The sequence below is a fragment of the Methylobacter sp. genome, assembly GCF_023227905.1.
Lineage (GTDB): Bacteria > Pseudomonadota > Gammaproteobacteria > Methylococcales > Methylomonadaceae > Methylobacter_A.
This window is the reverse complement of record NZ_JALOCF010000002.1, coordinates 54,544-76,504: the sequence shown is the minus strand read 5'-3', so window position 1 is coordinate 76,504 and position 21,961 is coordinate 54,544. Positions and strand designations below refer to the sequence as shown.

General features: G+C 49.4%; 18 protein-coding genes and 1 pseudogene. 9 read left to right on the top strand and 10 right to left on the bottom strand.

The annotated features are described in order from the left end of the window. Positions 1-390 precede the first annotated feature (390 nt). From M0R47_RS01145 to M0R47_RS01125, 5 genes are all read right to left on the bottom strand, one after another. Positions 391-1,308 (bottom strand): ABC transporter ATP-binding protein, encoded by a 918-nt coding sequence (locus tag M0R47_RS01145; RefSeq protein ID WP_292549155.1) that lies wholly within the window; start codon positions 1,306-1,308, stop codon positions 391-393. Next, the gene (locus M0R47_RS01140; protein ID WP_292549153.1) at positions 1,305-2,126 is read right to left on the bottom strand and encodes an ABC transporter permease subunit; all 822 of its coding nucleotides are present in this window, start codon (positions 2,124-2,126) and stop codon (positions 1,305-1,307) included. Before M0R47_RS01140 ends, M0R47_RS01145 begins: the two co-directional genes overlap by 4 nt. Before the next feature lie 68 nt (positions 2,127-2,194). Next, entirely contained in the window at positions 2,195-2,743 is a 549-nt protein-coding gene (locus M0R47_RS01135) for a hypothetical protein (RefSeq protein WP_292549151.1), read from the bottom strand. Between the two features lie 248 nt (positions 2,744-2,991). Further along, on the bottom strand, positions 2,992-5,178 hold the full coding sequence (locus M0R47_RS01130) for a DEAD/DEAH box helicase family protein (protein WP_292549149.1): 2,187 nt from the start codon (positions 5,176-5,178) through the stop codon (positions 2,992-2,994). A 1,000-nt stretch (positions 5,179-6,178) separates the two neighbouring features. Further along, complete coding sequence (locus tag M0R47_RS01125; RefSeq protein ID WP_292549147.1) at positions 6,179-6,943, bottom strand: IS5 family transposase; 765 nt, start codon at positions 6,941-6,943, stop codon at positions 6,179-6,181. Between the two features lie 323 nt (positions 6,944-7,266). Here M0R47_RS01125 and M0R47_RS01120 point away from each other — a divergent pair, with 323 nt between their 5' ends. From M0R47_RS01120 to M0R47_RS01080, 9 genes are all read left to right on the top strand, one after another. Further along, positions 7,267-7,443: a CsbD family protein gene (locus M0R47_RS01120; RefSeq protein ID WP_292549145.1), complete on the top strand. Its 177-nt coding sequence runs from the start codon at positions 7,267-7,269 to the stop codon at positions 7,441-7,443. Between the two features lie 189 nt (positions 7,444-7,632). Next, positions 7,633-7,806, top strand: coding sequence for a lmo0937 family membrane protein (locus M0R47_RS01115; protein ID WP_366513152.1), 174 nt, complete (start codon positions 7,633-7,635; stop codon positions 7,804-7,806). A gap of 155 nt (positions 7,807-7,961) precedes the next feature. Continuing rightward, complete coding sequence (locus tag M0R47_RS01110; protein ID WP_292549141.1) at positions 7,962-8,183, top strand: hypothetical protein; 222 nt, start codon at positions 7,962-7,964, stop codon at positions 8,181-8,183. Between the two features lie 689 nt (positions 8,184-8,872). Beyond that, the gene (locus M0R47_RS01105; RefSeq protein ID WP_292549138.1) at positions 8,873-9,988 is read left to right on the top strand and encodes an OmpA family protein; all 1,116 of its coding nucleotides are present in this window, start codon (positions 8,873-8,875) and stop codon (positions 9,986-9,988) included. 348 nt (positions 9,989-10,336) lie between these two features. Beyond that, entirely contained in the window at positions 10,337-10,951 is a 615-nt protein-coding gene (locus M0R47_RS01100) for a BON domain-containing protein (protein ID WP_292549136.1), read from the top strand. Then, positions 10,948-12,072 carry a DUF1207 domain-containing protein gene (locus M0R47_RS01095; protein WP_292549134.1) on the top strand — a complete coding sequence of 375 codons (1,125 nt, stop codon included), beginning with the start codon at positions 10,948-10,950 and terminating at the stop codon, positions 12,070-12,072. Before M0R47_RS01100 ends, M0R47_RS01095 begins: the two co-directional genes overlap by 4 nt. 403 nt (positions 12,073-12,475) lie before the next feature. After that, the gene (locus M0R47_RS01090) at positions 12,476-13,222 is read left to right on the top strand and encodes a Crp/Fnr family transcriptional regulator (RefSeq protein WP_292549132.1); all 747 of its coding nucleotides are present in this window, start codon (positions 12,476-12,478) and stop codon (positions 13,220-13,222) included. A 233-nt stretch (positions 13,223-13,455) separates the two neighbouring features. Beyond that, on the top strand, positions 13,456-16,983 hold the full coding sequence (locus tag M0R47_RS01085) for a PAS domain S-box protein (protein ID WP_292549130.1): 3,528 nt from the start codon (positions 13,456-13,458) through the stop codon (positions 16,981-16,983). After that, positions 16,980-17,825 (top strand): response regulator, encoded by an 846-nt coding sequence (locus tag M0R47_RS01080; RefSeq protein ID WP_292549128.1) that lies wholly within the window; start codon positions 16,980-16,982, stop codon positions 17,823-17,825. The genes M0R47_RS01085 and M0R47_RS01080 overlap by 4 nt, the downstream gene beginning before the upstream one ends. A gap of 72 nt (positions 17,826-17,897) precedes the next feature. Here the strand turns inward: M0R47_RS01080 and M0R47_RS01075 are convergent. The 5 genes and pseudogenes from M0R47_RS01075 to M0R47_RS01055 all read right to left on the bottom strand — a co-directional run. Then, a pseudogene (locus M0R47_RS01075) lies at positions 17,898-18,335 on the bottom strand (IS3 family transposase); the annotation flags it as partial. Further along, a complete protein-coding gene (locus M0R47_RS01070; RefSeq protein ID WP_292549126.1) occupies positions 18,284-18,580 on the bottom strand; it encodes a transposase in 297 nt (98 codons plus the stop codon). The gene M0R47_RS01070 and the pseudogene M0R47_RS01075, both read right to left, overlap by 52 nt. Positions 18,581-18,671: 91 nt before the next feature. Next, positions 18,672-20,165, bottom strand: coding sequence for an efflux transporter outer membrane subunit (locus M0R47_RS01065; RefSeq protein WP_292549124.1), 1,494 nt, complete (start codon positions 20,163-20,165; stop codon positions 18,672-18,674). Next, complete coding sequence (locus M0R47_RS01060; RefSeq protein ID WP_292549122.1) at positions 20,162-21,121, bottom strand: HlyD family efflux transporter periplasmic adaptor subunit; 960 nt, start codon at positions 21,119-21,121, stop codon at positions 20,162-20,164. The genes M0R47_RS01065 and M0R47_RS01060 overlap by 4 nt, the downstream gene beginning before the upstream one ends. Before the next feature lie 138 nt (positions 21,122-21,259). Further along, on the bottom strand, positions 21,260-21,958 hold the full coding sequence (locus M0R47_RS01055) for an ABC transporter ATP-binding protein (RefSeq protein ID WP_292549120.1): 699 nt from the start codon (positions 21,956-21,958) through the stop codon (positions 21,260-21,262). Positions 21,959-21,961: the final 3 nt, after the last annotated feature.

The following is a 21,961-nucleotide window of genomic DNA, read 5'->3' as shown; positions in this document are numbered from 1 at the left end:
GAGCGTAATAAGTAATTGACGATTTTCAGTAAAATACTGCTAAATTGCTTCGTTGCAGTAAAAATGAGTCGATAAGTAGACGCCGGTTAAGCCTAAATTGCTGTCGTTTACCCTATGCGGAGTGGTCGGCAGCAAAGGGTCGAACTGAGACGGCTATGGCTGGCAAAAACCGGCCGATAAGAACACGCTAGAATAGTCTAATTTATAGGATGTGCTTGGGTGATGCTTAGCTCATCCTGATAGAGCGCTATGACTTTGATAGATGCTACTGGCCCGGCTATTGTCGCCGTGCCAACCAAGACTTTGGCGCCTGAACCAGTAGCACTTCAAATATAGCACTCAATGGCTAACTGAGTAGATCTGCCGCCAATTTTTCAGATCTTCATCCCGTTAACCTTTAAAAAAGAGCTTTTCTTCCAAGGTCTTGCCGTGACTCAATTGCCGATAGTGCCAGTGATGGGAATGGATAACCTGCATCAGTAGCTGATCCATATTGAGCTGCACGCCAGGGTTATATTCCACGATAAATTCATTTTTTTGCGGATTGGTAACCTGCACGACGCCGTCTAACGCTTTAAGGCTAGCCATCAGGTCCAGCGCCGGACAGGGTTCCATTTGTAGAGTAATAAACCGGGAAGCCGCTGGCTGCTCGTCTTCTCTTATGGTCTCTATCTGCAACCGACCGTTTTCCAGCAGTAACACTTGCTGGCACAGCCGGTCCAGTTCAGCCAAATCATGGGAGCTGATGATAAAAGTGGTCGTGGATGTTAGTTCGGCTATGACGGCCCTGACCGTTCGGACATTGACAGGATCGAGCCCGGCGGTGGGTTCATCCAGTAGTACCAGAGCCGGCAGTCCGATCAGCGCTTGGGCAATCGCGACCCGTTTGGCCATGCCATGACTGAGTACCGGCGGTTTTTCATGGGCGACCTCTTTTAGGGCGAAGGCGTCTAAGACTCTGCCGGCTTCCAGCATGGCCTGCTGACGAGCCATGCCCTGTAGACGTGCATAAAAGACCAGCTGCTCTGTCACGGTAAAGCTGGGGTCTAGCCGGGCATCCTGGGGTAGCGCCGACACTTTGCCGTTGAGTGGCACGGCTCCCGGCGAGTGGCCGAACAACCTGACCTGACCGGAAGTGGGGCGCAAAAAACCCGACAGGATATTGAGCAAAGTCGTTTTACCGGCGCCATTGGGTCCCACCAAACCGACAGGTTCACCCGCGTCCAATTCAAACGTGACATTGCTGAGTGCGACTTTGCCGACATAGGCGTGGCTAAGCTGTTGGCATTGAATGATCGGGGACTTCATAGCGCTTGCCTCGCCATGATCCAGCGTCCGAAAGCTAACAAGATAAAGCTTTGCAGAAGCGGAATATAAGCCAATTGCAGGGTTTGCCAGCCTGACAGCTGCGTTAGCTCAGTTAATTGATAACCGGGGATTAAGAGTTTAAGAAAAGCGAGCGCAGGCAGATAGTAAGCAAAGCCATTGATAAGGCCGGCCAGAAACGTCCAGATCAGAATAGCCCACAGAGTGGCTTGCCGAGCGGATTTAACCTGAGCCGATAAGGTGGCCATCAAGGCGGTAAAAGGGAGAACGACCAAAATCAAGTTAACGATGAGGGCGAGCAAATCCGGCCAGGCTGAAGAAAACAGCGTGGCATCCCGATACAAAGCCAGAGCGAAGGTACTGAAGGCGGCCGCAGTGATGAGCAATGCCTGAATGAGCATCACGCCAGCAAACCGGCCAAAGAATACCCGGTCGCGACTGCTGCGCAGGACAATAAACCGTAAGGTGCCGCGCTCACGATCGGAGCAGGTCTGGTCGGCTGCCAGTGTGATGCTCACTATCGGGAAGATCATCAAGGCCACCTGCCAGAATACGCCGAACTCGGGAATGGGCCAATTGTGTATGGACCACAAACCGATGAAATCAAGAAAACCGAAATCCTGCTTTAAACTTTTTTCCTGCGCCAACAACTCAGCCGCAAATCTCAGCGGATAAAGCAGAATAAAAGACCAAACGACTGCAAACGTGATCAGCGACAGTAGGCCTCTTCGGGTTGCAAAGGCTCTTTTCAGCTCAAACAGGCTGATCAGTAACAGGTGATTGAAGAAACCAGGCGGCATGGTTTTAGTTTTCCTATGATGAAATGTTAAAAGAAAGAGTCTTCATCAGCCTGTTTAATAAGCCGATTTCAAGCGGCTCTGTTTGCATGGCGGTATAAGTTACTGAACAGCCGGATTGCGATCAATAGCATCGTTTGGGTGATCTTGATGGCGGGAGCCCGGTTGATATCTTCTGAGGCAAAATCCTCAATGGCGGCCTTCATAAAATTAACGAGGCCTCTCTGAGCCGTTTCTTCTTGGGAGCGTCTCGCATACCGGTCTTGAAGTTTTGACCGAATCTTGTCGTCCATGGGTCGCTCTTGAATCAACGATTGTAATTCGGCATCGAGCAGCACGGACTGTTTTTCCAGCCAGTACACATCCATCTCGCTTTGGGAAGGCAAAGGGCCGAAAGCGTGCTGAAAGACGCAGAGCGCATCAAAGCACAGGTCCATGAACAGGTGGGCCATGTCCTGATGTTGTTCGGCGATAAAGGCGGGAAAGATACAGAACAGGGTTTGCGCCAAGGCCGCTTGTTCGATTTGGAATTGCTGTAGGATCTTCGCGCCGGTCTCTTGATCAATGCTTTTGGCGTAATGGAGAGCTTCAAACAGCTCACGTTCACTCAGTTCCTGCATGATGTTAATCGTTCCTCTCTACATAGAGCTCGCTAAAAGCAAAAGCCACTAGCATCGGCACGATCCACCAAGTCTGCCGACGCAATCGCCATTTTGTTGCTTATGCTAGCGACGAGACGCTTTGGCGTTATATATCACCATAGGTTTTAGCGACTTATACCGGATTGAACCAATGCCGCTTTCCATGTCAGCGACTGGCTCAACCCTTAACGCTCTAAAGAACTAACAATAAAGTACCCTAGCTCCTCCTACACATTATATTGGCTCTCCTCATAAAAGCTCGCATCGTCCCACTGTTCGCACTTGTTTGGCAATACTCTACGCCAGCGCCATGATAATTGCTTTCTTCGGTTAAACAGAAACGTACGTAACCGTGGTTCAATAGGAATGCCTTCGTTATCCAATAATGCCAGAATATCTTCTGAGCTGGCTGGGGTTGTTGGCTTGAACAAACCTGCTTGGTTAAACTCCATAGATCCCGAGCGTTGGCATTTTGTGGTGATCGCCATCCATAATGAAATCCAAGGAATGATGTTATTCTCATTGACCGTACCGTTATGCATGCGGACTTCGATCAGATGCGCTCCATGCTCAAACTGGGTAAAGTTGAAGCTCTGATAGCGCGAAAACTCATCATCTTCTTCGTCAAAGGCCAGAGAAAAGTCCACCATTCTTTGCAGCGCAGACTGATTGACTGAAATTGGCATGCAATACCAGTTATACTGGCCCCGCTGATATTGGCTAGTCGTCTCGTCGATGGGATGTAATCTTGACGGAGCAACTAAGGTAAACAATCCGGGTTCTAACCGAGACAACCGAGCAATCATGCGTTGCCTTTTGGCACGAGTCTTCAAGTCTGTCGCCAGTGTCAGGTGGAAACCGCACCGAGTGTTGATATGAAACAGGTCATGGTAATCGTCGATGCACGCTTCCAGTGCAGCGCAAACCTTAATCAATTGCAGCACATCGTCCACGCCACACAGGATTGGAGAAATCACTTCCCAGCCTGCCGAACTGTCGCTTTCAACTCGCCAGAGCGTGTTTGCCCCGACTCGGGCACTTTGATGGTAATTAAGCCCCTTTTGATAGACTTGCTCTGGGCCAATCGCTACGCTAAGGGTTCGAATCAACAGCTCTGCACCCTTATTCCATTGTTGTGTTCCGAAGAGGGGTACCTCATTCGGACTTGTAATCTCCAGTTCTACACCAAAGGTCATATTCTCAATGATGGACAATCCGGCGAAATGACTAAAGCGCTCATCCAACAAGATCGAGTTCGGCTGCTCGGGGTATCGATGAGCAGTCGGTCGGATGACTGCGGCATCAGCAAAGTAATCCAAGCTATGGAAGATCTTCTGCGCCTTTGATGCATCAATGACATCGAAGAAGTCGTATACATGAAAGCGATCTTTCTTGCCGGGTATGATGCGTGCTCCTCGGCCCGCCATTTGGGCGATACGTACTTCGCTATCGCATGGGCGAGCCAAGAACACATCGGTGATGGCGGGCACATCGAATCCCATGGTGAGCTTGTCTACCAGGATCAACAACTGGGTATGCCCATTTCGGTAGCACTCAATCATGGCATCATTGTCCTTGCGTTTGCCGTGCACCACGCTGGTCAAAACCCGAGATGCGAGCCGGCTATACAACTGCTCAGCATGGGCGACATCAATAGCGAACAAAATCCCCTTCCGCTTTGGATCTCGCAATACGGCACGTACGGTTTTTACGATAATCTTGTTCCGCGCTACGGTATTTAGCTCACGCAAGCTTGCTTGAGAAAGCTGATTACGCGAATCAAAAATCGGATTCCATTGCACCCCCGTCGGTATCTTATGGATATAAGGCTGTGCCAAGTAGCCAGTATGAACCAAAGCCGCAAACGAGATGTTAGAGATCAGCGTATGTGGAATCTGCTGAGGAATTCGTGGCGTGGCCGTTAAGCCGACCATAGGAACACCGGCGGTACCTTCTCTGCAAAACTGGGCTATTGTCGCAAACATCCTTGCGTTTACTCCCCAATGAGCCTCGTCACAAACTACCAGCATGCGCTTGCGGTATTGCTCAATCGGGGCTCGATTACGCGGATTATGCCAGGATTGCGTGGTCACCAAGAACAACTGGCCATTCATGTCGGAGTTCAAATGCCTGAGCTTAGCGTGTTTTGCGCCGATCCATCTCAATCCATCTATGCTACCGAATACCTTTTTATAGGTGTTGTGGGCTTGAGCCAGCAATTCTTTTTCGGGCGCAATCCATATCACTTTGTTTTCGGGATGCTCTTCGATGAAGTGCCTTATGGCCAGCATGGCTGTATAGGTTTTGCCGCTGCCGGTTGGCATACTGACCAAGCCGAGACCCTGAATGGTTTCGTACTCTTTAAAAAATACGACCAACTGATTGATCACCTGGGTTTGATAGGTTCTAGACATACATTTTCCTTAGAAGGTGTGTTTAAAAAACGCCCTCAAACCCAAGGTAGTAAACCCTGGATAATGAGTGCGACCCAGGATTTACAGTTTTCAAATTTGCGTAAAATTCACGCGAAAACACGCATGTCAATCGATCAATTACTGAGTGGTTGTGTATGCAAGTGATGAACAGAAAAATGCGTTAAGGACAACACGTGTGCACTCTTTATTAAACTTTACTGCATCACGTATGAATGAACTAACCGTAGAATTGTTGATCGCTAGAATCCGTTACAGCAATTATCCAAATAGGGGAGATACATGCTTCTGATTTGTCTTATCGCCAGTTGGCGATAAGAAAGGTTTAACAGTGGTAATCAGCTTCCAAACTTTGCCAGTTCGTTTTAAAAAACAGTATCCAGACTTACCTGTAGAAATTTGCATCTTATTGTTCTTAATTTAAATATAACTCATTTAATGGTCGGTATTACCAACGCTAATACTGGAAAATTTGGACGCTGATTAACAGGCGTAAGCGACATTTTTCGGTTTTACTGCAGCCAGACACTGAAATGAACCAATACCGAACAATACCTTTGTTTTTTATAACCCGTAGGTCGGGTGATGCTTGATCGGGAGGATGGGCTGTTTACTCCACCTTAACGGACTCAATACTCTGCGTGTTTTTGCGTGAATTTTGCGTGTTCCGGTTGTGATTCGTCATGATTTGTGATGCAGAGTCACGCAAAATATTGCTATTATATGTTAACAAAAACAATATGTTATGATTTAATTATGTGATTCGTAATCAGTAGGTCACGGGTTCGACTCCCGTCATTGGCTCCATAAAATCAAGCGCTTACGTGATGCATTTGTTTTTAATTTTTGTTTTGGTTAGGTATGGGTTAGGATTTAGAGGGAAAATTGTAGTTTTCCAGAGAATGTTTTGTTGGCACGTTCCGCAAAAAATTCCCAAATGTTTCTTGTCCTCATTATGTGATTGCTAGGTTCTGTTGACATTTCATCTCAACCAAATGAGCGCTGAAACGAACCGGATAAATCCCATGTAATTTCTGGCCCGTTTTTCAAATCGCGAAAAGACTCGCCGGTAATGTTTAATTTTACCGAAGAAGCACTCAATCAAGTGACGTTCTTTATAGACAAACCAGTCACAGTCACGCGGTGCAAGCCAGTTGTTTCGAGGTGGAATAACCGCTTGCATCTCCCTGTCCTGGATGGCTTGGATAAACGGATCACTGTCATAGCCCTTGTCCCCCAGTAGCGCGGCCGCTCCTGCTGGGGTAAGCTGCAACAAGGCCTCAGCCTGTCCAACATCACTGGCCTGTCCGCCAGTCAAGATAAAATCCAACGGATTGCCCAAACCATAGGTAATGGCGTGGATCTTGGTGGTGAAACCGCCTTTTGACCGCCCCAACGCTTCAGCTTCAGCCCTACTTCCGGCAGCCCCTGCTGCACAGGCATGGGCTCGAGTAATGGTGCTGTCAATCAACACCTGTTGCAAATCGGGATGTTGGCTACACCCCTTGTGCAGGCTTTGCCATACACCCTGTTCGCACCATCGGGAGAAGCGTTTAAACACCGAGTTCCATTTGCCCAGTGAAGCGGGCAATAGCCGCCACTGTGTACCGCTACGTAATATCCAGAGAACCGCGTTGAGAAAACGTCTACAGTTTTCTTCCGAATCGGTATGAACGTAGGGGTTCACTAACAATAAACTGTAAAATGTTTGCCATTCTTCATCGCTCAGTTCTGCTCTATTTGGCATGCTTCCCACCAAAAATTCACAGAAGTTGGGATGAACTAACAAATGTCAACAGAACCTAAACGTTGAACATTGCACCGCCCGGTTGCTCATTGTGTCGGCAGCGCAGCACTTCTGTCGGCAAGGGCTCATACTATTCATTTCGTGATCAAAATTGATACCTTATGGGCGAAAAATGAATTTCCAAACAGCTTCTTAGCTTTGCGATATTCATATGTGCGTTACCGCACCGACTGTGTTCAGCCTTGGGCATATAATGATTTTTGTTCGGAAATGATGTTTTTCCGCGCAAGGGTCATCATAAAATTAACAATAAGGAAACACTCATGAACAAAGATCAAATAAAAGGTCAAGCCGAAGAAGTTAAAGGTAAAATCGAAGAAGCTGCCGGCGTGATACTGGATGACAAAAGTATGCAGATAGAAGGAAATATCAGAAAAAACGTAGGTAAAGCCCAGTCTGTTTTAGGTGATCTCAAAGAGGCTATTAACGACGACAACTGAAACGGGCGGTGCTGAGTCGCGCAGTCGGGTTCAGACAAGCTGGTCAGTTCCATTCCGGTAACGCGAGATATCCACAAATATTGTTTTCACAAGAGATGAACATGAAACTCGTCGGTTAATGGGCAATTATCGCTTTTGACCTTCGAGTACTCACGTATTTATCTGTAGCTTATATACTGTCATCAACTGATGACCTCTTACAAGGAAGCACCAATGCTTGAAACTTTAGCGATCGTCTTAGTTATTCTTTGGATAGGAGGATTGGTTTCCTCGTATACATTGGGTGGGTTCATTCACATTCTTTTAGTTGTTGCAATTATTGTGATCCTGTTACGTATCATTCAAGGCCGACGTGTCCTGTAGCGTTTAGGCAGCACTGTAAGTAAGGTGTGACGACTATTAGGAATCCCTAATAATTCAAAAATTCGACATATTGCCCTATGTAAGTCATTGATTTTTACAAGAGAGGGAATTTTAAAAAAGCAATTTTTAGAGGTCCCCATAAATAGGAAGATAAGATGAATGTAGTCAAGATCATGGCAATCGTGCTAATCATAGCGGGCATTTTGGGACTGGTTTATGGTAGTTTCACGTATACACGGGAAACTCAGGAAGCCAAGTTAGGCCCGTTGGAACTCTCGGTTAAGGATACACAGACGGTTTATGTCCCGGTTTGGGTCGGTGTGGGAACGATACTGGCTGGGGGTGGACTCTTGCTTTTTACAAGCAGGAAGCGTTAGCGGCTGCGGAATGCAATTAAAACATACGATATAGCTCACAAAGCTCTGGTTAATCCAGAGCCTTATCGCATTAGGATGCACAGTAAAAAATGGTGTTGAGCAACTGATTCTGACGATTAGCAAAAAGCCACATGATCAGCTGGTGGTTTCCGACAAATTAAGGATGGACTTGCAAGAGCTTTCTTAACGACTTCTAGAGAATGACTCTAGCTCGAAAAATTTTGTTTTGGTACTGATGCCGGGCCATATGGGTTGGTTGATGGTTTGTAATACTTTGGAAAGAGTGGAAAAGAACGAGGGGCACTGCGGGAATATGTTCAGGATGTTACCAAGGACACGCAAAGAAAATGTAATATGTTGATAGAGCTTCATCCCGAATCTGAATAGTTTTATATGACGAGGAAGGTAAGTGGGCGGAGAGTCGGCGTATTCAAGGTTCAGTAAGGCAGTAGCTTCTGGATGCATATCGCGAGGCTGATGCTATAGGGTGTTTAACTGCTATGTGGGGTACCTTAAAGAAGAGCAGCAAATGTTGCGGTTGAACTACATATGATATTTTATAAGCAACATCAGTTATTATAGTCTATAGTTAAAGTGCTTTCTTAACAAAAGACATTAGTATTATCATTGTTTAGGGTAATCTAAATTGAAACAAAATAGCTAGACCAATCCCTTAAGGAATAATACGCATGAAAAATAAAAATGAATATAGAAAGGAAGCTAGTGCGCTGAAAAACAGCTTACTTGCCATTGCCTCATTGGCCAGCATAGGTTTTCTGCCGTTGGCGCAGGCCGCAGATCAAGCCCATGAGAATGATCGTTACAGCAGTCAAGTGCAGGATACTCGTTGGTATATAGCACCTTTCGGTTCATTTGTCAGAACCGGTGGCGACCGGAATTCAAGTGACGGCTGGGGTGGCGGTATGGGCATCGGCAAGATGCTCGATAAACATTTCAATGTCGAGTTGAAAGGGTTTTATGAAGAATTCGGCGGCGCTAACGGTCCCTGGAGTCTGGCCGGCGGCACTGCTGATTTACAGTATTATTTTGTTCGCGATAAATTCTCGCCTTATGCGGTTATCGGGGCTGGTGGTATGAACAGCTGTGCTTCCGCAAATTGCGGGGCTGGCTTTATTGGCGAAGCCGGTGCAGGTTTTACTTATGAGCTTCACGACAACTTCTTACTCCGCAGTGACGTGCGCTACCGCTACAATAATAATCTCAATGCTCAGGTACAGCCCGGTACTGACGAATTTCATGATATGACGGTTAACGTTGGTTTTGTCATTCCGTTCGGTGACAAGCCGAAACCCGTGGAAAAGCCGCATGAGCCAATTGCAGTTGCTGCGGTTGCTCCTGTTAATTGTTCTGCCGTTGATGAAGATTCCGACGGCGTTAACGACTGCCTGGATCGCTGCCCTGGAACTATCAAAGGCAGCAAGATTAACAATAGCGGATGCCCGGTCAGGCTTGTACTTAAAGGTCAAAACTTTAAATATGATTCAGCGGAGTTAACGTTGAATGCCCAGACTATTCTTGATGATGTTGCACAAAGTCTTGTTTCTCATCCTCAGAAAAATGATATTGAAGTTCAGGGCCACACCAGCAGCGAAGGTTCCGATAACTATAATATGAAATTGTCGCAGCGACGTGCGCAATCGGTTGTCGATTATCTTAAAATGAAAGGTGTTACCAATAAAATGATGGCAAAAGGCTTCGGCGAAACCCAGCCTATTGCTGCTAACAGCACGGAAGAAGGCAAATCTGAAAACCGCCGTGTTGAGTTGATCTGGATCGAAGATTAATGATGTTCTAAGACTGAAAAATTGGTCGGAATTTTCTTAATTCTTTAAATAAAAAACCCGCCTTGTAAGCGGGTTTTTTTATGTTAACTAGTCTCTTATTAATGTTGAAGCCAGACCATTTATTTCTCTCAAAAGTGTAGGTTCAAATATCCGTCAACTTCACAGACCTTATGTGGGGTAACGTACAGACCGAGCCTGAACTTGTCGCTAAAATGGACTTGAGTTTTCCACTCACTGCGCCTGATTCAAATCAAGATGTTTTTTCCCTCTGACGTTTCCTCTCAACGGGTTATCACTCTAGCTATGTCACTTGACGCATTTTAAAAACACAGCACAAAGGAATATCCCTTGAAAACAACAAATGAAAATAGGCAACAGAGTTTAGCAGATAGAGTTTTTGTGGTTATCTGTTTATCAGCTACTTTTGGATTGGCGGGTTGCCAGCAAGATGGCGCGGCAGAAAAGGCAGGCAAAAAAATTGATAGTGCGGCTGAAAATGCTGAGCAAAAGTATGATCTAGCGACGGCAAGGGCCGATCAAAAAATTAAAGAGGCAAAAGAATTATTGGATCAGAAAGCGGACAAAGCTGGAGAATATATCAATGAATCGACTGACGCCTCTAAAGGCGCGTTAGAGAAGGCTGGAAAAAAAATTGATCAGGCAACTGAAAAAGCAGGACAAGAACTTGAAGGCGCAAAGAAATCGGTAATCAATAAAGCTGAAACAGCTGGTGAATACATTGATGACTCAGTGATTACGACAGCAGTTAAGGCGGCAATTTTGAATGAACCCTTGCTTAGCGCATCCCATATCGACGTGACCACAGCCAAAGGCGTGGTGAAGTTGAGCGGTAAGGTTGATTCCGAGCCAAGCATCGGCAGGGCGATGGAAGTAGTCAACAGCCAGAAACATGTGAAATCGGTTGAAGTTGATTTGGTTGTAAATGCAAGCCCCAGCAAATGATGGCTCATTTGCGATGTATAGCTGTTCTTGGCGTTATGCTGATGCCTGCATCTTTTGCTCTTGCCGCTAATTCCGATGACGCGTATATCGCCGGTTATGCCGCTGGCGTATTAAAGCATGATCTAAAGCTTGATGTGCCGCCATTAATAGTACGGGATGGCGTAATTACTTTACCGGTAGGCGATCTGACAGCTGCCGACCGCGCCAAAGCGGTACAGTTATTATGGGAAATCCCTGGCGTTAATACGGTGAAGACAGCGGAAACCACAGGCGGACAACCCACGGCCTCGACTTCAAATGCTGCCCAAATTTCCGGTGATGAAGCTGAATCAACCTTATTATCAACAGGACTTCTGCCAAAGGGGCATCTATTCAAGCCCTTATTGGCAGATACCCGTTGGGCTCATTTTTCGGCCGCTTACCGCAATTACCAAAGTAAAAATTTTGATGGAAGAGATATAGCCTCGGTTAGCTTCGGTGAAACGATACCGTTTTATCGCAGTAACTTCGGAAATTCTGCTGTGCAATGGGAGGCAGGACTTCAAGCGGGCGTTTTTAGTGACTTCAATCTGGGGGCCTCATCATCTGATCTTCTCAACACCGACTTTATAGTATCAGCCTATTCAAGTATGCGGGCCGATCGGTTTTCAGCATTTGCTCGTCTTTATCATCAAAGCTCGCATCTTGGTGATGAATTTCTGCTGCGCAAAGTTAATACCAAATTCGAGCGTGTGAACCTCAGCTACGAAGGCGTGGATTTAAAACTCTCTTATGAGCTTCCTTATGGCGTGCGTGTATATGGCGGCGGAGGCGGTCTGTTCCATAAAGAACCTTCGGAGCTTAAGACATGGTCGGCACAATACGGTATTGAGTTTCGAAGCCCTTGGCGCATAGATTTTGCATCAATGCGTCCTATCGTTGCAGCCGACATCAAGAATTACGAAGAAAATAATTGGAGTACCGATGTATCGGCCAGAGCAGGCGTCGAGTTTGAAAATTTACAGGTCTTAGGACGGAAACTTCAGATTCTTGCGGAATATTATAACGGCTACTCTCCAAGTGGGCAGTTTTATAAAGAAAAAGTGGAGTACATTGGCTTGGGTGCGCATTACCATTTCTAAACTAAGAGATACGGCTTATCGGCTATCGCCAGAGAACTCCCGATACATGCATTATTGATTTTTTCAAGCTTGGTCCGATAAGCCGATTTTGCGGTGAGTGCTGGCAGTCTACAAAGCTGTCAGTATTATCTAAAAGCCGAAGTTTCTGGCTATAGTGAGACTCTTAGTAAAGCCGGGAAGCTAAACCCGCACTGCGCCAAAAGCGCATCGGCTTTTAAAATTCTGGATGAATAAACTGACCTTTCTTTTATAAGTCATTCAAGTTCAAGGTCCTAAACCTTAGCTACTCTACTTGGGTTATTGTGTTATAAAGGAATTGGACAATGTACGCTTTTAAAGTCTTACCTTATTCGCTGTTTTTTTGATTTTCGCCCTATTGCTCATTTGCTCCAGAGACAAAAAAATGGTCGCACTCACCGCCGCTCAGCATACCCCCCATCAAAACCATCTACTCGCCGCTTTGTCTGCGGAAATATTCGAACGACTCTCCCCGCATCTGGAACTGACCTTGATGCCGCTCGGTGAAGTCCTTTATGAGTCAGGCGAGCAATTGCTCTACGTTTATTTTCCGACGACCGCTATCGTGTCCCTGCACTATGTTATGGAGAATGGCGCATCGGCCGAAGTCGCAGGCGTAGGCAATGAGGGTATACTCGGGATTTCGCTGTTCATGGGCGGCAATACCACTCCCAGCTTGGCCACCGTGCAGACCGGAGGCTATGGTTACCGACTGGAAGGACATTTGATGATGGAAGAATTCAATCGCATTGGACCGATGATGCGTTTGATGTTGCGTTACACCCAGGCATTAATGACACAAATATCCCAAACTGCGGTCTGCAATCGACATCATTCGGTAGAGCAGCAGTTGTGTCGCTGGCTATTGTTAACGCTCGATCGATTGCCCTCGCATGAATTGACCATGACGCAGGAATTGATTGCCTGCATGCTCGGCGTGCGCAGGGAAGGCATCACCGAAGCAGCCGGGAATTTGCAGCGCTCCGGTTTGATCAGTTACCGCCGTGGCCACATCACGGTACTTGACCGGTTGGGATTGGAGTCCCGCTCTTGCGAGTGTTACAACGTAGTCAAGAAAGAGTTCCAACGCTTGCTTTGCGACGCAAAAACCGTCAACAGCCATTCCGATTAATCATAGAGCTGAGTCGATCCCGGACACTAAAATTAATGAACTGTATGTTTGTGTCAGGATTAGCGTATAAGTTATATAGGTTGAGTGGCACGATAAAAACCGATATGACAACCATGGCGCGATCCGTCTCCAGATCATTATACGATTTACATAAAGGTAAACCATGTTCGAACAATCGATCTCGACCCCACTAATATCAACTACGACGCCGGCACGGCGTTGGTGAATCTTCCTTGAAAGCGACTTATAGAGTTTTTGCTTCACTTGTTGGCGCGGGGCTACTGATTGCACTGGTGGCCGCATCGTTCTGGGCCTTCAACCAAATAGGAAAAGCCGGCGAAGCTCGGAAATATACCTACTCTTTAATTATTCGCGCGAACGCTCTGCTGTCTGAATTGACAGATGCCGAGACCGGTCAGCGCGGCTATTCGCTGACCGGTGACGAGGCATTTCTGGAACCGTACTTGGCGGTACGCGATAGCATCAGTGGCAATCTGGAAGCATTACATGAACTTACTTTAGACAGTGCTGCCCGGAAACATCTGGACGCATTGGCTCCCTTGGTGGCGGACAAACTGGCGCAAATGGCGCATGTCATTGAGTCGCGACGCCATCATGATATGACTGCCGCACTGGCGGAGGTAGGTGGCGGTCAGGGCAAGCATTTGATGGATTCAGTGCGTAGCGAGATGCGTAACTTCGTCCAGATACAAGAAGCTGCGTTGGCGCAGCATGATGTAGAGTTCCAATCGAACATGCGCCATTTATTTGCTCTTATTGTTACTTCCAGCTTGTTTATGCTGCTGGTTGTACTTTTGTTCGCCTATGTTTTTTATCTGGAAACACAACAGCGGATCAAGCGTTTATTTAATCTTGAAACACAGCATTTGCTTGATATTCAGGAGGAGACGAATAAACAACTGCTACAAGCCAACGTTACCTTGCAGGTCAGCGAGGAAAAGCTCGCCGTTACGCTAAACTCCATCGGTGATGCCGTGATAGCCACAGATGCCGAAGCGCGAGTTACACTCTTGAATCCTCTTGCCGAACAGCTTACCGGTTGGACGCAGGTTGACGCTATCGGTCGTCCGGTGGACGAGATTTTTAACATCATCAACAAGGAAACGCGTCAACCTGCCACCATCCCGGTAATGGAAACCTTGGCGCATGGCACAATACAAGGCTTGGCCAACCATACCGTACTGATTGCACGCGATGGTAACGAGTGCGATATTGCCGATAGTTGCGCACCGATTCGCGACCGCGACGGTCGGGTGATCGGCGCGGTGCTGGTGTTCCGCGATGTCACCAAAGAATATGCAGTACAGCAGGCCCTGAGCGACAGCGCCGCGTTGATCCAAACAGTTCTGAATACCGTGGTGGACGGCATTATCACTCTGCATGCCCGTGGCGGTATTATCGAGACTGTTAACCCAGCCGCTGAGCAAATGTTTGGCTATACCGCCGCAGAGCTTATCGGACAAAATTTCAGCCTGCTGATACCCGAGCTTGATAGGGATCAGCGCAATGGTTCTCTTGAGTACTACAGCGCAAGCGATGAGGCCCGTGCCATCGGCCTTGGACGCGAGGTCGTGGGCCAACGCAAGGACGGCAGCATTTTCCCTATGGAAATAGCGGTAAGCGAGATGCGGCTGGGCGGGCAGCGTTACTTTACCGGTATTTTACGTGATAACACCGCGCGCAAACTGGCGGAAGAGGCGCTACTCAAGGCGGGCGCTTTGCAGAATGCCATTTTCAACAGCGCCAACTTCTCAAGCATCGCCACCGACGCAAAGGGCGTCATCCAGATCTTCAACGTCGGCGCGGAACGCATGTTGGGCTACGCAGCCGCCGATGTGCTGAACAAGATCACGCCAGCCGATATTTCCGATCCGCAGGAAGTAATTTCGCGTGCCAAAGCGCTGAGCGATGAGTTATCCACGTCGATTTCGCCGGGCTTCGAAGCCTTGGCGTTTAAGGCCTCGCGTGGCATCGAAGACATCTACGAACTGACCTATATCCGTAAAGATGGCAGTCGGTTCCCGGCGGTCGTGTCAGTCACTGCACTGCGCGATGCTCAAAAAGCAATTATCGGCTACCTGCTGATCGGCACCGATAACACCACACGCAAGCAGATAGAAGCGGAGCAGACGTTGCTCGATCAGCGTCTACGGGACCAGCAGTTCTATACGCGTTCATTGATAGAGTCCAACATCGACGCGATCATGACTACCGATCCGTCCGGCATCATCACGGATGTCAACAAGCAAATGATGACGCTTACCGGTTGCCAGCGTGACGAATTAATTGGCGCAGCGTTTAAGGATTATTTTACCGATCCGGAACGGGCCGAAGCGAGCATCAAGCTGGTGTTAAGTGAAAAAAAGGTCACCAACTACGAGCTCACCGTGCGAGCCCGAGACGGTAAGGAAACGGTGGTCTCCTACAATGCGACCACCTTCTATGACCGAGATAGAACTTTGCAAGGCGTATTTGCCTCTGCGCGCGACATCACCGAGCGTAATCGTCTGGATCAGGTGCTGAAAGAAAAAAACGCCGAACTGGAGAGCGCAAAGTCTTTGGCGGAGAAGGCCAATCTCGCCAAATCGGATTTTCTTTCCAGTATGAGCCATGAGTTGCGCACCCCACTCAATGCCATTCTCGGCTTCGCCCAACTGCTGGAGGTTGGTAATCCGCCGCCAACGGCCGCCCAGATTTTAAGGTTACAACAGATTATCAAAGCCGGCTGGTATCTGCTGGACCTGATTAACGAGATCCTCGATCTTGCGGTGATCGAGTCCGGTAAGCTGTCGCTATCGCGGGAAGCCGTGTCGCTGATCGAGGTCATCCAAGAATGCCAAGCCATGGTTGAGCCGCAGGCGCAACAGCGTGGCATCACCCTGAGCTTTCTGCCCTTCGACCACCACTGGTTTGCCAACGCTGATCGAACCCGGGTCAAACAGGTCCTGATCAACTTGCTGACTAATGCGATCAAATACAACCGCGAGCATGGAACGGTCGAGGTGCAGTGCACCGAGAGCAATCCGGAGCGTCTACGTATCAGCGTCAAAGACAGCGGTGCCGGATTGTCTCCGGAAAAGCTGTTGCAGCTGTTTCAGCCGTTCAATCGTCTCGGGCAAGAGACAGGCGCCGAGGAAGGTACAGGCATCGGCCTGGTGGTCACCAAGCAGCTAATCGAACTGATGGGCGGCGCGATCGGTGTCAAAAGCACGGTCGATGTCGGAAGCGAGTTCTGGATTGACCTAATCAAGGACGTCACACCGCAACTGGCCGCAGGACACACTCCGGCTGCGGAACTGGCGCCGCAATCTCAGGGCAATCCGGCGGTGCGTACGCTGCTCTATGTCGAAGACAATCCGGCCAACCTGATGCTGGTCGAGCAAATCATTGAGGCTCACCCCCATATCCGTATGCTCAGTGCCCGCGATGGCTATCTCGGTATTGCGATGGCCCGTACCCATCTCCCGGATGTGATCCTGATGGACATCAATCTGCCCGGTATCAGCGGTATCCAAGCACTCAAAATTCTGCGCCAAGACCCTGCAATTGCGCATATCCCGGTCATAGCCCTCAGTGCCAACGCCATGTTCCGCGATATTGAGAAGGGACTGGCGGCAGGATTCTTCCGGTACCTCACCAAACCCATAAAAATCAATGAATTCATCAGCGCGTTGGACGATGCCCTGGAATTTTCTGAAACGAAATTGCCCCATGCCAATGAAACCGGTCCCCTACAATGATTAGCGAACAAGATATTCTTAACGCCGGCATTCTGATCGTTGACGATCAGCAATCCAATGTTCAATTGCTTGAAGTAATGTTGCGGGATATCGGTTATCTCCGCGTTACCTCGACAATAGATCCTTATGCGGTTTGCGAGCTGCATCGCAAAAATCGCTACGACCTGATCCTGCTCGATCTGCAGATGCCCGATATGGATGGTTTCCAAGTGATGGAAGGTCTTAAGGACATCGAAACCGAAGGCTATCTTCCGGTCCTGGTGATTACCGCCCAGCCGAGCCACAAGCTGCGAGCGCTAGCTGTCGGCGCGAAAGATTTTGTCAGCAAACCGTTCGATCTGGTTGAAGTACGGACGCGTATCCATAACCTGCTGGAAGTGCGGCTGCTATATAGAAAACTTGAGAACTACAGCAAGGTACTGGAACAAACGGTGCTCGAACGGACCGCCGAACTACGCGAAAGCGAAGCACGTTTTCGCCGACTGACTGAGCTGTCGTCGGATTGGTATTGGGAGCAGGATGAGGACGGGCATTTCACCAAGATTTTCGGTCCGGTGCTTGAAATGCTCGGAATCCAGGTTGATGATGCGCTGGACAATACTCGGGATGACCAGGGCGCGAGATGGAATGTAACCGAGCGCAAGATACTTGAAGCGAATCTGTCTGCCAGGCGCCCCTTCCTTGACTTTGTCTACAGCAGGACCAATCCCGACGGTTCCAAACAATATTTAATGGTAAGCGGGGAACCAATGTTCGATTCTTCCGGCCGTTTTACCGGCTACCGTGGAATAGGTAAAGACGTGACCGAAACGATGTACTCTAAAGATGCATCATCAATTTAATTAACTGATGTTAGGCACGCACACGACAGAAAAGCGCAGTGATCTTGCCCCGATTTTCTGGACACTTTGCAAAGAGACTATTTTGGCCTCAAACGCTTCTGGGCTGAGATAGCCCAATTTGGAGTGAAGCCTTTTGCGATTGTAATACACCTCAAACTATTCAAACACTTGATACTTTGCATCGGATCGAGTTAAAAACCGCTCGCCATGAACAGCTTCAACTTTAAAACTATGGTTCCAGCTTTCCATGGCCGCGTTATCATAACAATCACCTTTCTTGCTCATACTACAGATCAATTGATGCTTGTCGAAAAGCCTTTGGTAGGCGGCTGAGCAATACTGGCTGCCTCGATCAGAATGAACAATCATGCCTTTCGGCATGCGCTGACGCTATAACGCCATTACCAGGGCATCACAAACCAACGATGCCGTCATCCGTTCGGCGATTGCCCAACCCATCACTCGGCGCGAATAAAGCTCAAGCACAACCGCCAAATACAACCAGCCTTTTCCAGGCGGGCATTTTCTCGCTTCAGGCGAGCCATTTCTGCCTGCTGAAGTTTTTGATCTTCGAAGGGCTGGCCAGTTTGACGACGCTTTGCTCGCCATGAATACACCAGTGATTCGGCAAGTCCTAAATCTTGGGCCACCTTGGGGACACCGTCCTTGTCAGCGCGTTCCAATGCCTGCTCTTTGAACTGTGATGTATATTTGTTGCGAACAGCTGTGGTAGTTGATTCTTTTTGGGATTTCATTATTTACCTCGGTTTTAGAGATTACTCTCTTAGCCGAGTGTCCGCTAGACCGGGGCAAGATCACCGCTACGCAGCAAACTCATTGAGGAACTTAATGGATGAATAATGAGGGAGCGTGATCGTTAGGCTGTTTTTTAACATCACCTAAAGTAGCCTCGGTTTGCCAGCCGCCGCCCAGCGACTTGTATAGCGCAATCAGGTTGCTGGCAAGCTGGGATTCGCTGGTGACCAGACTGCTCTGGGCTTGGTAAAGCGCCGCTTGGCTGGTTAATACGTCCAGAAACGAGGTCAGGCCTTTTTGATAGCGCTCGTTGGCTAATTGAACCGCCAGCTGGTTGGCTTCTACGGCTTTTGCCAAGGCTTTGCGGCGTTCCTGTTCTTTACGGTAGGCAACCAGTGCGTCTTCCACTTCCTTAAAAGCCAACAGCACGGTGGACTGATAAGTCAGGAAAGTTTGTTCGTATTGCGCTTTTTTGCTTCTGATATTGGCGTTCAATTTTCCCCAGTTGAAGATCGGCATGGTTAATGAGCCGGCTGCCGACCATGATTTGCCGATCGGGGTGAAGTCGGTGATGGTCGTGTTTTGCAGGCCGATGAACGCGGCCAGGTTGATTTTCGGGTACAACTCAGCAGTCGCGACGCCGACGGATGCGTTGGCGACGGCCAGTTGCCGTTCGGCGCGGCGGATGTCCGGCCTGCGTTGCAATAGCTCTGAGGGGAGGTTGGTTATTACATTAGCGGCAACGGTTGGGATGGCGCCTTGCTGGTCAAGGCGAACAGCCAGAGCACCGGGTTCTCTGCCGAGCAACACGCCGAGTGCGTGAATCGACTGCTTAGCAGCCGATTCGTAATTCGGCAGCTGCGCCTCGGTCGTGGCAGCCAGGGCTTGCGACTGCGTCACTTCCAGCATGCTGGCAAGTCCTGATTGTTGCCGAATTTGCGTCAGCTCTTGGGTTTCTTGTTGCGCATGCAAATTTTCACGGGTTATTGCGACCAGCCGTTGATTGGCGCGCAGCTCGATGTAGTTGCGGGCGATCTCTCCTTGCAAGGTAACCAGTACATCCCGGCTGTTTTCCTGTTCGACCTCAATCGTGGCATCGGCGGCTTCTATTGCACGTCTGACGCCGCCGAAAAAATCCAGCTCCCATTGGGCATCAAAGCCCAGCTGGAAGATGTTGATGAACTGGTTGCCGATACCAAAACCGCCGCCGACAGAAGAGGTGCCGGTTTGGGACGCCGGTGAGGAGGTGTTATTGAAACGCCGGCTGACATTGCTCTTGGCGTCCACGCTGGGCAAGCCTGCGGCAATGGTCGCGGAGCGCAATGCGCGGGCGTCCTTGACTCGCTCCAGGGCCAGCTTTAAATCCAGGTTGGAGGCGATCGCGTCGCTGATCAGCTTGTCGAGAACCGGATCATTAAAGCTCTTCCACCATTGGTCCGGCTGCTCTGCGCGGGGACCTGTAGCCGCAGTCGTTTCGCTCCATTGCCGGGGAACAGGCATTTGCGGCGGTTTATAGTCGGGGCCGACGGCAGGGCAGCCGGACAGCAGCAGTGCGGCAAAAAGCGCAAACGGGCGATGGCTCATAACGGTGAACCGCCATCACCTGCATAATCCTTGGCTTCAATGAACACATCCATCTGCTGGCCCACATAGACGGGCAGCTGATTCCGGTCAAAGCTGTACAGCGCCTGCAATACGCGCGTATCAACCTGCTCGGTGCTGTCGCCGGTCAGCGATTTTTTGGGCACCACGTAGGGCTCTACATAAGCCGGAACCAGATCGGTCTGGAAGTCCCGGTTGCCGCGCAGGAAAGCCACAGCCTTACTGTTTTTGTCGAAGCGCCAGGCATCGTTCTCATCGATGTCTACCCGGACATGCAGCTGGTCCATGTTGCCCAGCAACAGCAACGGTGTGTCCAAGGCTCCGGCCTGGGCGAACTCGCCCGGCCGGATGTTGATTTGCAGCACTTCGCCATCTACCGGCGCTTGCACGACGAGGCGGGCCAGCGTGGTTTGCGTGGTTGCCAATGCGGCTTCGGCCTGCTGCACCAGCGCTTTGGCGCTGTCCAGTTTGGCCGTGCTGATGAGCAGGGCATTATGTCTTCTAAGCAGTTCTTCAGAGCTGATGGCGCGCCGGTCGGTTACGGCTTCCGCCAAATCGCTCAACGAACGGGCATCTTTGAGTGAGGCGTTGGCTTCGTTAACGCCGGCCCGGGCTTTGGCAAGATCGGCGATCTTAACGGCCAGTTCGGCTCGGGTATTGCGGTCGTCCAGATAAAACAGCGGCGCTCCGGCTTTGACTTTATCGCCGACTTTGACGGCTACAGTCTTGACAATTTCTGACAACGGCGTGCCGATGGCGATGTTCCGGCTTTTTGCCTCGACAATGCCCGATCCGGCAATAAACGATTTAAACGGCGCGGAGGCGGGTGCGGCAACGGCCGGAGCAACCGGTATCGGCTTGTTGCTGCTGACGACCGTATAAGCGGCAAAGAGGAATCCGGCTGCCGCCAGTGCAGGTAATGTGTATTTAACTTGCATATCACCTTCTGTGGGAAGTTTTAGAGTAATGCATTGTTCTTACAAAATTGCGGCGGGAGTGCAAGCTTCGCCTCAAGCGCCTACTTTTGGGGCTTGCGCTGGCAGGCGGAGCCTGTACTCCAAATGGTAATTTCCCGTTCAGTTTTCATCTTTCACCTCAATAATATGCCCGTCGTCCATTTTGGCAATGCGGTCGGCGAAACTGAAAATCCGGGCGTCATGGGTAACGATGACCAGCGCCCGATCTTTATGTAAAGCGACATCCTTAAGCAAGGTCATCACATTATGCCCGGTTTCATGGTCCAATGAGCTGGTGGGCTCGTCGCAAACGATCAATCTCGGGCTATGCACCAGCGCCCGGGCAATGGCGACACGCTGCTGCTGTCCGCCGGAAAGTTCCGAGGGTAATGCCGTTACCCGCGCTCCCAAGCCTACCTGCTCCAGCACGGCGATGGCTTTGCGCTCAGCCTCGGGGCGTTTCATGCCGTTGATGATCAGCGGTAGCGACACGTTTTCCGCCGCGTTCAGCGCAGGTAACAGGTTGAAGGCCTGAAAAACAAAACCGATGTTACGCGCCCTGAAATTCAGCTTGCTTTGGCCGCTCATGTTCAGTAAATCCTCGCCGAACACTTCGCAGCAGCCTTCATCCTGGTCGAGTATGCCGGCGATGACTGAAATCAGCGTGGTTTTACCGCAGCCGGAGGGACCTACCAGCATCATCAGTTCGCCCATGGCAATATCCAGGTTGACGCCGTTCAGTGCGGTTACTTTTTGTCCACCGGTGTCGTAAATCTTGATCACATTTTGACAGCGTACTGCCAATGATGACGAATCCATGCG